This is a genomic window from Leuconostoc sp. DB-1 (genome assembly GCF_013414845.1).
Lineage (GTDB): Bacteria > Bacillota > Bacilli > Lactobacillales > Lactobacillaceae > Leuconostoc > Leuconostoc mesenteroides.
This window is the reverse complement of record NZ_JABFNJ010000001.1, coordinates 66519-81500: the sequence shown is the minus strand read 5'-3', so window position 1 is coordinate 81500 and position 14982 is coordinate 66519. Positions and strand designations below refer to the sequence as shown.

The following is a 14982-nucleotide window of genomic DNA, read 5'->3' as shown; positions in this document are numbered from 1 at the left end:
TTTTTATTTATACCAACTATCAACTAACTTTTGATGTGACTTAATCCATTTAGCAGCAGCCTGCTTTGGTGTTTGACCATTTTGAATATCGAGCATGACTGATTCCATGTCATCTTTCGTCCAATTAAATTTATCAGCAACCTTATAGGCCTTGGGGTTAGAAGTTTTAAACTTCTTATTCACAATCGTATTAATGGTTTCTCCAGATCCAAACACGTTTTTTGGATCAGACAAGAACTTCAAGTGGTACTTACTAAACATCCAGTGTGGTGACCAACCGGTCACCACAACATCTTGCTTATTTTTGTAAGCTTTATCCAATGCTGATACCATAGCACCAGAAGATGAGGATGATAAGTTCCAACCCGATAAGTTTGAATACGACTTCAAAGCATTAGCAGCTGTGGCCATTTCACCGGCCCCCGGCTCAATACCTGTGATTGTCTTATTTGCTTGAGTTGTTAAATCACTAATGGAATTTACATCCATATAATCAGGAACAACTAATCCAGTTTTAACACCTTTCAAGTTAGGGCCAAGCAATGTTACATCATTTTTGTACTTATCATACAAAGCTTTGTGTGTATCTGGCAACCATGCTGAAACTGAAATATCAATTTGATTATTAGATAGCGACTGCCACAAAACAGCATTATCTAATGGCGTTAACGTGACATCGTATCCATGTTGACGTAATGATTCAGCCAGCACATTCGAAGAGGCAACTTCTGAATCCCACTCAACATAGCCAATAGTAACTTTTTGACCTGTTGTTTTATCGGAAGTCAAAGTGTTGACAACACCTCCACCAATCATAACCAACAAAGCCGCAAGTACTGTCCAACGACGCCATGGCTTTGTCACCGCTTTTTGTCCGGGTTGGGTGTTAAACTTTTGTGTAAAACGATCAATAACAATAGCTAAGATTACCAATCCAAGCCCGTTAACAAATCCAGAACCAACATCAGCGTGTTGAACCGCAGACAAGACGCCACGCCCAAGGCCTGGTGCACCAATCATAGAAGCTGTGACAACCATCGACAATGCCAACATGATTGTTTGGTTAGCGCCTGCTAAAATAGTATTTTTTGCACTAGGAAGTTCTAATTTAAACAACTTTTGCCAAGTAGTTGATCCAAATGAATCAGCTGCTTCAACCAAATCAACTGGAACTTGACGAATACCTAAACTAGTCATACGAACCATCGGTGGTAGGGCAAAGATTATCGAAGCAAACACACCAGGAACCACACCGATTCCAAAGAAGGCAACAGCAGGAATTAAATAAACAAATCCTGGCATAGTCTGCATAAAGTCTAAGATTGGTTGAACAACTACCGCAGTCTTTTGTGACTTTGCTGTTAAAATTCCAAGGGGGATACCAATAATCAACGAAACAATAGACGCCATGATTACCAATGTAACGGTATTCATTAAGTCAGACCAAAGTCCTTGATTGGCAATTAACAAAAGTCCCAAAAGTGTGAATAACGGAAAGCCAATCTTTTTCGGTGTCGTAACAATGGCAATCACTGTGATACCAATAATCATTAGTGGCATGGGTACAGCAGTTAAACCATTTGTTAAAGCATCCATTATGTATTGACCGCCAGATTGAATGGCATCAAAAAATCCGGATAAATTAGTAGTTAACCATGAAACCGCTGAACTGACCCAATCTTCAAGTGGAATTTTTGGAATACTTACTAAATTATTCATTGTCATCTTCCCCTTCTGTATCAGCAAGCGCCTTCAATACCGCGCCACGAATAACAACACCCTTCAAACGATTATCATCATCTACAACAGCCACAGGTGTCTGAGCATCATAAATAATAGGCATAATATCCATGATAAGCGTGTCAGGTTTAATCTTTGGCATTTCTGTTAGAACATCTGCAAGTGGCAACTTTTCACGACGTGCGCGAACCGCCTCTTCTGATGACAAATAGCCTTCAAGTTGACGGTGACGATTGACTGCAACGAGGCCTGAAACTTCTTCTGCTGTCATTTTTCTCAAAGCAACAGTTGGCCCATCAACATAAATGTTCGATGTTAAAGCTGGGATCATAATACTATCAGCCGTCAATACCTTAGAACGATCAACATCACCCACGAATGTTTTCACATAATCATTGGCTGGGTTCGTAAGAATCTCTTCTCCAGTACCAATTTGTTGTAAACGACCATCTTTCATAATGGCAATATGGTCACCAATACGAAGCGCTTCGTTCAAATCATGAGTAATAAAGATTATTGTTTTTTCAACGTTAGCTTGTAAATCTAGCAACTCATCCTGCATTTCACCACGTACTAATGGATCTAATGCTGAAAAAGCTTCATCCATCAATAATATATCAGGATCATTGGTTAGTGCACGAGCCAGACCAACTCGTTGTTGCATACCACCAGATAATTGGTGTGGATATTGGTCCTTAAACGATAGCAATTTGGCATTTTCTAAGGCTTGTTCTGCTCGTTTACGGCGTTCTTCTTTGCCTACACCTTGAATTTCTAAACCATACTCTGTATTTTCTAACAAAGTACGGTGTGGAAATAGAGCAAAGTTCTGGAAAACCATACTCATTTTTTTACGACGAATTTCTATCATCTGTTTTTTATTCAATTTAGTAATTTCTTGACCGTCAATAAACAATTGACCCGCAGTTGGTTCAATCAGACGGTTTAGCAAGCGAATTAAAGTTGATTTTCCTGAACCAGAAAGACCCATGATGACAAAAATCTCGCCTTCTTCAATGGACATGTTGATATCATAGACACCAACCGTGCTCCCTGTCTTCTCAACGATCTCGTTCTTACTTTTGTTTTGCTTCACCATTTTCATCGCAGCTTTTGGACGCTTACCGAATATTTTGGTGAGATGCTTAATTTCTACTTTTGGCATGTTCTAAAGTGGTGGTGCCGCGTAATATAAAAATACTACATCATGCACATCATTTCTAATGACACCACACACATCTCCTCCTTGCTTCTTTTCGAATTTCCGTATAAAATATAGTGACAACCTATACTTTATAACAAGTTGTCTCTTTAATTGACAACTTCAATTTTTACATAGATTGTCACTTGTGTCAAATTTTGAACTTGCAGGATATAAAAATGTCAAAAATCAGAGAACCGCGTTACCGAAAAATAGCCTTTCAAATAGCTGAAAAAATCGTTAATAATGAGTACAAGGTTGGTTCCAAGCTTCACGCTAGGTCAACCTTGTCAGTAACATTTGGTGTTTCAGCCGAAACTGCCCGAAAGGCTATTAATATTTTATCGGACCTCGATATTGTTAAACCAATACACGGTAGTGGTATTGAAGTATTATCACGTGAAAGAGCAAAATATTTTTTAAATCAGGCCCAAGAAACTACTAATATTCAAACAATTCATGATCAGATTAACGATTTAATTGAGACCCAAAGAACGTCTTTAAATAGTCTTTCTGATTCCCTAACGGCTTTATTTGACCAAACGCAACGTGTACAGCGTCATAACCCACTAACGCCTTATGAATTTAGCTTATCAGATTCTTCTAAGCAACTTGGTGAATCAATTGGCAATCTGAATATATGGCAAAATACTGGCGCAACAATAATCGCTATTTTACATAATGAAGAACTTGTAGTATCGCCTGGACCTTATGCTGTCATTGAAAGTGGTGACACGCTTTATTTTGTTGGCACCGAAATGGCCTTTCATGCTGTCCAAAATTTTTTTCAATAACTAATCAATTTTTCATCATATTATCATGGCCTGCTAGGCCTTTTTTATTTCTCATATAAAAAACTCTTACCTTAAACTTAAGATAAGAGCATATTGTTATAAAATATGATTAATTAACTTATTTTCCTAGACGAGCCCGGTAAACCTTCGTTTGTTCTTCATAACCAGGCTTACCCAATAAGGCAAACATTGCTGTTTTGTAAGCTTCAACACCTGGTTGGTTGAAGGGGTTAATACCGAATGTGTATCCTGATGCACCAACAGCGATTTCAAAGAAGTAAATCAAATATCCTAATGAATAGGCATCCTGTGCTGGCAAGTGGACAGCCAAGTTTGGTACCCCGCCATCAACGTGAGCCAATGTAACACCTTGCGAAGCTTTTGTGTTTACTTCATCAATTGTAACGCCCTCAAGGTATTGCAACCCGTCATTATTGCCATCTTCATGAGGAAGATCAATATTTGAAACTGGATTATCTAGTTTAACAACTGTTTCAAATAAATCACGACGTCCTTCTTGAATATATTGGCCCAAAGAATGCAAATCTGTTGAGAAGTTTGCAGATGATGGATAGATGCCCTTTTGATTCTTACCTTCTGACTCTCCCATCAACTGTTTCCACCACTCAGACAAGTATTGCATCGTTGGTTCCCAGTTGATCAATAGTTCAGTTGTATAACCCTTGTCGTACAATATACGACGAACAGCAGCATATTTGTAAGCTTCGTTATTTTTTATATCTGAATCAGAATACTCTTCTTGAGCATCTCTAGCACCTGTCATCAAGGCTTCGATGTCAGCGCCGGAAGCAGCAATTGGTAGAAGACCGACCGCCGTTAAGACAGAAAAGCGACCACCAACCCCATCAGGAATTGTAAATGTCTCGTATCCTGAAATTTTTGCTTCATCATGTAATGCACCGCGGTTCGCGTCAGTTGTAGCATAAATACGTTGCTTAGCGGCCTCAGCACCGTACTTCTTTTCCAATAATTGTTTGAACACGCGGAAAGCAATTGATGGTTCTGTTGTTGTCCCAGACTTTGAAATAACATTAACTGAAAAGTCTTGATCACCAATTACTCGTACCAAATCGTTGATATACGAAGCAGATGTTGAATTACCAGCAAAATAAATTTTAACACCTTGACGTTGATTGTCAGCCAATTCATTATTAAACATTGGATTCAAGAAATCAACAGCCATTTTTGCGCCAAGATATGAGCCACCAATACCAATAACAACCAAGACTTTCGAATCAGATTGGATCTTCTGAGCAGCAGTTTGAATGCGGGCAAATTCGTCTTTATCATAATCTGTTGGTAAGGTAATCCAATCAGAATATTCTGCCCCAGCACCGCTTCGATTACGAAGCTGCTCGTCCGCCATTTTGATTAGCGGTTGCATCTCATCAAGTTCATGATCTGCAACAAAATTCTCAATGTTCTTTGTGTCAAATGTAATGTGTGCCATTTTTTACTCCTATTAAAAATTATGAAATCGGTTACAAGTTTATTCTATCACAACTTTGATGCTGCTGCCTCATCAATAATGATCGTAACGTCTGAATGTTTTTGAAGAATAGATGCTGGTACATCTTCGGTTATTGGACCATTGATAGTAGCTGCCACTGCTTCTGCTTTGCTTTCTCCAGTGGCTATCAGCAAAATTTTCTTTGCAGACATTACTGAAGCAATTCCCATAGAAATTGCTTGCGTGGGCACATCCGACTCCTTCTCAAAGAAACGAGCGTTGGCGGCAACTGTAGATTGTGTAAGATTCACAATATGAGTAGTTGAATCAAACGATGTTCCTGGTTCATTAAAACCAATGTGTCCATTGCGTCCAATGCCCAATAATTGTAAATCGATTGGATGCTCAGCAATAATTCTGTCATAAGCTTTAATTGCTGCTTCATGATCCTCAGACTTACCGTCTGGAACATAGGAATGTTTAAATGGTTTATATTGAAATAAGTGTTTAGTCATAAAATAACGATAGCTCTGCTCGTCTTCGCCATCCAAGCCAAGATATTCATCCAAGTTTATCGACACTAATTCAGAAAAATTGATTTGGCTAGTTGCCAATTTTTGATATAAGGGTATTGGTGTTGATCCAGTTGCCAAACCCAGTACCTTCGCACCATGTTGCACAGCATTTTGATAAATTTCGAGTGCTTTTTCTGCACTTTGTTCAACATCTTTTACTCTAATAATGTTCATAATCCAACCTCTTTCAAATTGGTCTATACCGTTTTGGTCTATACCAATATAATAACACCTTTCTAGTCTTGTAGCAAGTTTTTCGAGAAGTATTTGATGACATAAAAAAAGACCAATTATGGTCAATTTAACAATTATTTTGTTCTATCACGCCAAAATTTAACAAACCAATTAACTGGTTTTGATGAGGAAGTTGATTTTAATGAAATCTTTTTTTCTGTTTTTTGAGCATAAGGCAGATATTGAGCATTCAACGCTGCTGTTGTATAGCCCACGGTTTGGTTCTTTTTTATATTGGCTAACTTTGAGTCAAAAGTAGGTTGTGTAAATGCCAATTTTACACCCTTGTTTGTCCAATAATGCCTTGTTTGTGCAGCCTTAACAATTATATGTTCTTGCTTCGTATTTGGAAACGTCAACGTTTTTAAATGGCCAACTGTTTGATTTTCTTTAATATAGTTTGGCTGTTTTTGTGCTAATACCTGATCAACAATACGCAGAGATTCTTGATAACGCTTTGTTTCATCCATGTAATTAGCAATACCATTGACTACAGTTATGAATTCGTGACCGTTTTTATCTTTAATTAAACCAGTGAATCCAGCACCAGATTCAGGCGAAGATCCCGTCTTAAGCCCCTCTATGGTTAACTGGTTGGGATTACTAAGGTTTGGCATTGTTTCAGTCATTAATTGCCAATAATCAGTTTTATCTGTCACAACAAAGTTAGGCGTCATATGATAAGAAATCGTTAATTTTTTTGATAATTGACGCAGGGAAGGATCCAATTCTAAGATAGCTCGTGCAATCATAGCTAGTTGCTGATTACTGGCTTTATTAGAAGCTGTTTTAGGGGCCGAAGAGATTTCATTTTCAAAAGCATTCTCATTAACCTGTCCAGCAGAATTGTACCATTGTGAACCGCTCAAATGAAGTTCTTTAGCCCATGATTCTAGTGCCTGTTGTGTTGTTTCCCCTTTAGGAGTCACAAACTCACCCAATGCAAAAGCCGCATCGTTAGCAGAATTAGCAAACATGACATCGTAAAGTTCACGAACTGATACTTTGTCTCCAGCTTTGATCGCGATATGAGAAAACATATGGCTATCTTCTTTCGATAAATCTGCCTTACTAGTAATTGGGACCATCGTAGACCATTTTATTTTTCCTGACTTAATACTTTTAAGCACGCCATACGCTGTCAACATTTTACTTTGCGAAGCAATGGCTACCTGTTTTGAAGAATTTTTTTGGCCCAGAATTTGCCCCGTAGTCAAATCAACCACTAATGCAGAGGTTGCACTGGTGTTTAATTGAACCGGCTGATCATCGACTGTTGCCACCTTGGTTGTTGATTGCGTTGATTGCTCATGACGAGGAACCATAAAAAATATAGCCAATAATACAACCACTAATGCAGTGATAATAAACCATATTCTTTTCACTTGATGCTTTTTATTTTGTAACATATTCCCCTCATGTCTGCTTCAACGGTAATGTAATAATGAATGAAGTCATATCATCATCAGACTCAACAGCTACACTACCATGATGCTGTACAACAATCCCCTTCACGATGGCAAGTCCCAATCCTGTGCCACCTGTTTTACTATTTCTCGAACTTTCAACACGATAAAATCGATCAAAAATATCCCCGATTGCCTCATCTGGTATCTTGACACCATCATTCGTTACACGAATAACAACATTTTTATCATCGATTTGTGCCGTAAGTTTTATGAAAGTAGCTCCATCACCGTATTTAAACGCATTAGAAACCAAATTCATTAAGACGCGTGCCAATTTATCAGAGTCAGCCTCAATAACAATCATCTCAGGATTTGTTAATTGATTCAATGCAATATTCTTCTCTTGTGCTTCTAATTCATAACCAGCAAGTAATTGGCCAAACAAATCATTTAGACTGAGTGACGTAATATTTAAGGCGGCGTCTTGTGCCTGTGTCTGTGAGTACTCAAACAAATCCTCAACTAGAACCTTCATTTGATTAGACTTACTATACGCTGTGTGAATATACTTTTTTCGATCCTTTTCACTCAATGCTTGTCCCATTTCAACCAAGCCAAGATAACCGATAATAGCGGTTAGTGGTGTTCGCAAGTCATGAGATATATTGGTAATCATCTCATCCTTAGAACGTTCACTCTGACGTTCTTCTTCTCTAATACGACGAGTATTTTCAGCAATTGTATTAGATACATCAATCAGCGCTTGAGTTGTTGGCGCATAAGGAGCACGCCACGAAATTGTCATGTCAGAATTTTCACGTGCGACCTGACGCATCTCTCTAATCAAACGATACAAACTTTCATCACGGCGCCACTTCAAGTACTGCCAAAACACAATACCAATATTTCCTGAAACAAAAGTCACAAACTCTAAAACATTCCAAATATTAAACGATATAAAGGAAAATCGGTGTCTTAGTGCATCAAAGCCAGTCATGATTGTCCAACTAAAAAGAAGTAGTAACAATATCGTCACTACCAAATAATATATTTTAGTACGATTGTGCTTTAATATCAATGCTACTTTTGTCATTGATTCACTTCAATTTTGTAACCAACGCCCCAAACTGTTTGAATAACTTGATCGCCATTTGTGGCTTCTTCAATTTTATCTCGCAAATGTGAAACGTGCACCATAACGGTTTTTGCAGAAACAACAGATTCTTGTTGCCAGACACGCTCGAAAATATCATCTGCCGAGAAAACACGATTAGGATGCGATGCTAATAAATACAAAATACCAAACTCTAAAGCCGTTAAGTTGACCAAATCACCTGTAGAAGTCTTGACTTCGTGACTGTCTTTATTAATTATTAGCGAGCCAATGTCCAAGACATCTGGTGTCTGATCTTGAACAGCATTCTCCGCGCGTCGCAATAATGAACGAACACGAGCCATGACCTCAAGCGGATTAAATGGCTTGGTAACGTAATCATCCGCACCTGTAATTAGTCCCTGAATTTTGTCCATATCACCAGATTTTGCTGACAACATTAAAATAGGAATGCGACTATCCTTACGAACAGTTTTTACAACATCTAAACCGTTCATGTTTGGCATCATAACATCCAAAATCATTAAAGCAATGTCTGGATTTGTATTCAACTTAGAAAGTGCTTCTTTACCATCGTCAGCCATAATTGGCTCATAGCCTTCATTTTTTAGGTAAATTTCAAGTAATTCTGCAATTTCGATGTCATCATCAACTACTAAAATTTTCATTTATATTATCCTCTTAAATGTCTGCAACAATAGTAACTATTTTTTAGATGCTTCTAAACGTGCTTGCTGTGATAATTGACTGATTGCGAAGAACCCACCTGTTAAACCGTATTTCTTACGGTTCCAACGGAAGACACCAAATGCTGCGGCACCAAGAATAATATATACAACTGGTGGTAAGGTTGGATTAATTACCTGTGGTAACATACCTAATATCAAAAATCCTCCAAGCCAAGCCACAACAGCCATTAACAGGTAAACCCATCGACGACTCGTTGGTTCTTGTTTGTCTTTTGCTTTAGGATTTGGTGTTAACTTTAAGACTACACCTGTATAGATTGAGCCACCCAATGCTGCGATAAGAAGCAAGGAAACGATTCCCGCACCTTGGTTACTAGCATTTTTGGAAAAGAACAATGTCAAACCAAATACCACAGCAAATAACATGAAGATGGCTAAAGATGTATCGAGTGCCAAAGTACTAAATTTATAATCAAAAAGTTTCTTGGCCGTTCGCTTAGGATCAAGATACTGCTGAACAGCCATTGTTGGCGTACCATAAATTTGCGCTGCTGTCTGCCCTTTCCCTTGGGTTTCAAGAAGATTATTTTCAACCTCAGTCACAATACCTTCAATTTGTTCACCAGTCAATTTACTGTTTTGAGCTAACAGCTTTTTAAATTGAAAGATAAAATCCTGATTTTTTTTCGTCAATTCTCTTTTTTGTTCTGACATAAAATGTCTCCCTAAAATATTATGTACAGCGCGATCAGCGCCATTTACACGTTGAAACGGAATTCAATAATATCGCCGTCCTGTACAACGTATTCCTTACCTTCTGAACGTAATTTTCCGGCTTCTTTGACTGCTTTAACAGACCCTAACTCATCAAGATCCGAGAATGCAATTGTTTCTGCACGGATAAATCCTCTTTCAAAGTCAGAGTGTATCACACCAGCAGCTTGGGGTGCCTTTGATCCCGCAGTGAATGTCCATGCTCGAGTTTCTTTACCACCTGCAGTGAAAAACGTTCGTAAGTCTAATAAGTGATAGGCTGCTCGAATTAACTTATTTAAACCAGCTTCCTCTACTCCAGCCATTTCTAAGAATTCAGCTTTTTCTTCTTCTGGCAATTGAGCAATTTCTTCTTCTGCGCTAGCAGACAAGCCAATTACGTCAGCTCCTTCAGTGGCAGCAAACTCTTTAATTTGATTGAAATACTTTGATCCCATTGGATCTGCCATATCATCTTCAGCCAAATTGGCAACGTATAAAATAGGTTTTGTTGTCAATAAGAACAAACCTTTAACTATTTTTTGCTCTTCTTCAGTAAATGTAATGGTGCGAGCAGACTTGCCCGCTTCAAGAACTGGTTTGATTTTTTCTAGTACAACAAACTCAGCTTTGGCATTTTTATCATTCCCTTTTGCCGCACGTGCAACTTTAGAATAACGCTTGTCAACAGCTTCTAAGTCAGCCAAAATTAATTCAGTATTGATTGTTTCAATGTCATCTAACGGGTCAACTACCCCATTCACGTGAATAATTTCATCCCCATCAAAAGCTCGTACAACATGCACAATAGCATTTACCTGACGAATGTTTTCTAAAAATTTATTCCCTAAACCTTCTCCCTGAGAAGCGCCTTTGACAATACCAGCAATATCGGTAAATTCAAACGTGGTTGGAATAATTTTATCAGCAGGTACAACTTCTTGGATACGCGCCAAGCGAGTATCTGGGACTTCTACCATGCCAACATTTGGTTCAATCGTAGCAAACGGATAGTTTGCCATTTCAGCACCAGCTTTAGTAATTGCATTAAATAGTGTTGATTTGCCGACGTTTGGTAAGCCGACGATTCCAGCAGTTAGTGCCATTTTATTCTTCTTTCTGATTTGCTACTTGTAAAATCTTTTTTATTCGTTTGTTAAAATCAAAACGCGACATCATAATGCCTCTACCGCAATTCGTACATGACAGCTTAATATCAGCACCAACACGTGTAATTTCCCAAGAATTGGCGCCACAAGCGTGCGGCTTTTTCATCTCAACGATATCATGAAGTTTATAGTCCGGTGCTATTGCCATTAGTCCACCTCAATATCTAACAATGCCAAAATGCGACTTAAGTCCTCATTGGAAACATAATTAATTTCAATTTTACCATTTCCCTTACGGCCCGCGTTGACTTTGACCTTGGTCCCAAACTTTTCTTCTAATTGGTTAGACAAAGAAACAGCAAAGGGTGAAATTTCTTTCGTATTGGGTTCGGGTACACCATCATTCATTTGCCTGACCAAGTTTTCCACTTGACGAACATTCAATCCACGGAAAACAACTGTTTCTGCTACTTTTTCGATTTGCGGCTTCTTTTTTAATCCTAGTAATGCTCGCGCCTGTCCCATTGATAACTCACCATCTTGAATCAGTACTTGTACTGATTCCGGCAATTTCAATAGGCGCAGTAAGTTAGCAACGGTAGCGCGATCTTTACCAACTTTTTCAGCTACTTCTGCCTGTGTCATTTGCAAGCGTGTCATAAGTGCGTCAAAAGCTTGTGCTTCTTCGATAGCGTCCAAATCATCACGTTGTAAATTTTCGATCAACGCCAGTGCTGCCATCGTGTCATCATCGACATGGCGTACAATAGCTGAAATTGATTTCAAACCAGATAATTTTGAAGCACGAACACGACGTTCACCAGCAATGATTTCAAATTTTTGACCAATTTGACGTACAATAATTGGTGTCAAAACACCATTTTCTGTAATAGATGCTGATAATTCCTTTAGCTTGCTTTCATCAAAATGATGCCGCGGTTGAAACGGATTAGGTTGGATATCTTTCAATGGTAACTTAACGACTTGTTCCGTTGCTTCTTGTTCTTTTGTAACCACCTTTGTATGTTCAACGGCTTCTTTTGACACATTATTTGCGCCAAAAAGTGAATTCATGCCTTTGCCAAGCCCGCCTTTTTTACTTACCATATTGTTTCAAAACCTCCTGTGCGAGATTGTTGTACATTTGTGCACCCACGCTCCGTGGATCAAAATCAATAATCGCTTGTCCATAAGATGGCGCTTCACTCAGGCGTACCGAACGTGGGATGATTGTATCATAAACCTTATCATCAAAATAACTACGCACTTCTTGGGCCACTTGCTTGGCGAGGTTCGTTCGTCCATCATACATTGTTAACAAAATACCAGCAACATCAAGATCTGGGTTAAACTGCTGCCGAACAAGTTCAATCGTATTTAGTAGTTGTCCTAGACCTTCTAAAGCATAAAATTCGGTCTGTACCGGGATAAGAATAGCATCAGCAGCTGTAAATGCATTGACAGTCATTAATCCTAAAGCTGGTGGATTATCAATTAAAATGAAGTCATAATCATCACGCACTGTTTCAAGTGCCGTTTTTAGACGATACTCACGTTGCGGTTGCTTAGCGAGTTCAATCTCAGCACCGGACAATTGAATGGTAGCTGGGACTAGGTCATAATTATCAGTCGCTACGATTACTTCGTGAAGTGGCGTTTGTTCAACGATTACATCATAACTATCGTGCTCTAACAAAGATTTATCAACACCCGACCCACTTGTAGCATTTCCTTGTGCATCAATATCAACCAGTAACACACGTTGTCCAGCTTGTGCTAATGCTGCGCCCAAGTTGATACTGGTCGTTGTCTTACCCACACCACCTTTTTGATTAGCTAATACAATTATTTGCGCCATTTTAGGTGCCTCCTTTATTTACGAGATTGGCTTTTTGCTTGGTGTTCCAGCTTGCCTAGGGTATTTTTTAGGTGTTTTTGTTTTTTTATCTACTATCTGTATATAACGCTGATCACCATTTGGTAGTGTAAATACAAACTCTTCGTTAACCTGACCGCCAAGCATAGCTAATGCTTTTTGACCATCGAGGAGCTCTTGATGGGCAGCTGATCCCTTCATGACTAAGAATCTGCCACCAATCTTAACAAAAGGTAATGTATACTCAGCCAAAACACTAGTACGGGCAACTGCTCGAGCCGTTGCATAATCGAAATTTTCCCGGTACTTTGGATTTTGTCCTATATCTTCTGCACGCCCGTGAACGATTTCTACGCCGGTTAAGTCGAGCGTATCAACCACTTCTTGCAAAAAATTAACTCGTTTTTTTAACGCATCAACCATTGTAATTTTTAAGTCTGGAAAGGCTATTTTCAAGGGTAATGACGGAAAACCTGCGCCTGTGCCAATATCAATTAAAGTGCTTTCAGAGCTTTTTAACTTTTGTTCATACATTGCTACAGTTAAAGAATCATAAAAATGTTTTAAGTACACGTCTTTTTTTTCAGTAATAGCCGTTAAGTTAACGTGTTCATTAGTTGCGACCAGCAACTCGTAATAACGTTCAAATTGCCGAACCTGCTGTGTTGTTAAAGTTATACCAGCACTACTTAATGCTTCGATGAAGTCTTCGTTTGTCAATATTCTGCTCCGATTTCAGTTAATTCAGCACGAAAAAGCGCCAGTTTCAGCTAATACCAGAATACCTAAAAAACGCTTAATTTTCAAGCCTTCCAGCATTAATATTTCCATCAGAAATACCAGAAATTTGTAGTAAATACCAAGCATTGAATGCAGGTACATCGATATCCTTAGCAACATGAACATTCGTTTGGCTATGCGTACTATGAAGAATGTCAGCTACCGTGGCACCAATCGCAGGTCCATCTGTCACGACATCAACCCATAAATCTTCTAATTTGTATTTTTCAGGGTGCAGTAAGTAATAAAGTGTATTGACATCGTGCATTGGTTTACCACCAGCATTAGAACCATCTTGATAGTGTCCAAACAGTCCCATCAGCATTTTTCCGGTCTCATTCATCTGAAGTAATTCAGACATAGATTTTTTGGTTAACAACGCTTTTTCAGTAACATCAAGCCCAATCATTGTGATATCCAAATCACTTTCAAAAACAATTTTCGCTGCGTCCGGATCTGTAAATACGTTAAACTCTGCCACCGATGTTAAATTCCCACCGGTAAGCGAACCACCCATTACGATTAATCGCTCTATTTTTTGTAAATCTTGTGGATACTTTTGAATTAAGTTTGCAATATTAGTGAATGCACCAACGGCTACTAATGTCGTTTGATCATCATAGCTATTCAGCGTTTCATGAATAGCATCTACAGCTTTTTTACTTATAGTTCTGGTAGAAAGCTCGCCAAATTCATAACCTGGCATTCCGCTCTTCCCATGAATATTTGATGCATCCTTAAATGGTTTGACTAGTGGTTTCTCAGCACCACGGGCCACCTTAACGTCTGGTCGATTAAAATAGTGTGTTAATTTCAAAACATTGTTTGTTGTCTTATCAACCGAAACATTACCGGAAACAGACGTAATCAGACGTACTTCAAAGTCATCATTAGTTAACAAAATTGCGATTGCTGCTGCATCATCAATGCCGGGATCAGTATCAAAAATAAGTGGAATCGTCATTATTTTACCTCTATATATTATTCAATTAATTATACCAGAACAAAAGGTTTGACTTTTCTGCTTAGTAGATTTATTATATAAGCAATCTAGGAAAGGGGGTCATAACTTTTGAGTAATTCTAACGGAAAACGCTCAATCGTTTTGGCCGCTTAATAGGAAAAGCGGTCGATTCGATTGCAGCAACCACGAAGCAAGTTTGATTTAGATTCTGCTTCGTGGTTTTTTATTTTCTTTTTTACCATATTGCCTAATAAAAAAACACGCTTTCTAGCG

Annotated in this window: 15 protein-coding genes; 1 reads left to right on the top strand and 14 read right to left on the bottom strand. The window is 38.5% G+C overall.

Annotated features, from left to right (window positions below):
• Positions 1–3: 3 nt before the first annotated feature.
• Both HFP47_RS00415 and HFP47_RS00410 read right to left on the bottom strand, forming a co-directional pair.
• A complete protein-coding gene (locus tag HFP47_RS00415) occupies positions 4–1719 on the bottom strand; it encodes an ABC transporter permease/substrate binding protein (protein WP_370367753.1) in 1716 nt (571 codons plus the stop codon).
• A complete protein-coding gene (locus tag HFP47_RS00410) occupies positions 1712–2905 on the bottom strand; it encodes a glycine betaine/L-proline ABC transporter ATP-binding protein (RefSeq protein ID WP_011679223.1) in 1194 nt (397 codons plus the stop codon). Before HFP47_RS00410 ends, HFP47_RS00415 begins: the two co-directional genes overlap by 8 nt.
• A 215-nt stretch (positions 2906–3120) precedes the next feature.
• Here HFP47_RS00410 and HFP47_RS00405 point away from each other — a divergent pair, with 215 nt between their 5' ends.
• Positions 3121–3735, top strand: a complete 615-nt coding sequence (locus HFP47_RS00405; RefSeq protein WP_011679222.1) for a TrkA C-terminal domain-containing protein — start codon at positions 3121–3123, stop codon at positions 3733–3735.
• 118 nt (positions 3736–3853) lie between these two features.
• Here the strand turns inward: HFP47_RS00405 and HFP47_RS00400 are convergent, their stop codons facing one another.
• The 12 genes from HFP47_RS00400 to rihC form a co-directional block, all read right to left on the bottom strand.
• Positions 3854–5206, bottom strand: coding sequence for a glucose-6-phosphate isomerase (locus HFP47_RS00400; protein ID WP_011679221.1), 1353 nt, complete (start codon positions 5204–5206; stop codon positions 3854–3856).
• 47 nt (positions 5207–5253) lie between these two features.
• The gene (gene nagB, locus HFP47_RS00395) at positions 5254–5955 is read right to left on the bottom strand and encodes a glucosamine-6-phosphate deaminase (RefSeq protein ID WP_014324272.1); all 702 of its coding nucleotides are present in this window, start codon (positions 5953–5955) and stop codon (positions 5254–5256) included.
• Positions 5956–6089: 134 nt separating this feature from the next.
• Positions 6090–7424, bottom strand: a complete 1335-nt coding sequence (locus tag HFP47_RS00390; protein ID WP_096638912.1) for a D-alanyl-D-alanine carboxypeptidase family protein — start codon at positions 7422–7424, stop codon at positions 6090–6092.
• Between the two features lie 7 nt (positions 7425–7431).
• Positions 7432–8517 carry a cell wall metabolism sensor histidine kinase WalK gene (locus tag HFP47_RS00385; protein ID WP_011679219.1) on the bottom strand — a complete coding sequence of 362 codons (1086 nt, stop codon included), beginning with the start codon at positions 8515–8517 and terminating at the stop codon, positions 7432–7434.
• Positions 8514–9206: a response regulator transcription factor gene (locus HFP47_RS00380; protein WP_004164761.1), complete on the bottom strand. Its 693-nt coding sequence runs from the start codon at positions 9204–9206 to the stop codon at positions 8514–8516. The genes HFP47_RS00385 and HFP47_RS00380 overlap by 4 nt, the downstream gene beginning before the upstream one ends.
• Before the next feature lie 36 nt (positions 9207–9242).
• Positions 9243–9941 carry a DUF1129 domain-containing protein gene (locus tag HFP47_RS00375; protein ID WP_004164763.1) on the bottom strand — a complete coding sequence of 233 codons (699 nt, stop codon included), beginning with the start codon at positions 9939–9941 and terminating at the stop codon, positions 9243–9245.
• Between the two features lie 44 nt (positions 9942–9985).
• Positions 9986–11086 carry a redox-regulated ATPase YchF gene (gene ychF / locus HFP47_RS00370; protein WP_011679218.1) on the bottom strand — a complete coding sequence of 367 codons (1101 nt, stop codon included), beginning with the start codon at positions 11084–11086 and terminating at the stop codon, positions 9986–9988.
• Between the two features lies 1 nt (position 11087).
• Positions 11088–11297, bottom strand: coding sequence for a DUF951 domain-containing protein (locus HFP47_RS00365; protein WP_011679217.1), 210 nt, complete (start codon positions 11295–11297; stop codon positions 11088–11090).
• Complete coding sequence (locus HFP47_RS00360) at positions 11297–12196, bottom strand: ParB/RepB/Spo0J family partition protein (RefSeq protein ID WP_025267746.1); 900 nt, start codon at positions 12194–12196, stop codon at positions 11297–11299. Before HFP47_RS00360 ends, HFP47_RS00365 begins: the two co-directional genes overlap by 1 nt.
• Positions 12186–12947 (bottom strand): ParA family protein, encoded by a 762-nt coding sequence (locus HFP47_RS00355; RefSeq protein ID WP_004164768.1) that lies wholly within the window; start codon positions 12945–12947, stop codon positions 12186–12188. Before HFP47_RS00355 ends, HFP47_RS00360 begins: the two co-directional genes overlap by 11 nt.
• An 18-nt stretch (positions 12948–12965) precedes the next feature.
• A complete protein-coding gene (gene rsmG / locus HFP47_RS00350; RefSeq protein ID WP_011679216.1) occupies positions 12966–13685 on the bottom strand; it encodes a 16S rRNA (guanine(527)-N(7))-methyltransferase RsmG in 720 nt (239 codons plus the stop codon).
• A gap of 76 nt (positions 13686–13761) precedes the next feature.
• Positions 13762–14709 carry a ribonucleoside hydrolase RihC gene (rihC, locus tag HFP47_RS00345; RefSeq protein ID WP_011679215.1) on the bottom strand — a complete coding sequence of 316 codons (948 nt, stop codon included), beginning with the start codon at positions 14707–14709 and terminating at the stop codon, positions 13762–13764.
• Positions 14710–14982 lie beyond the last annotated feature (273 nt).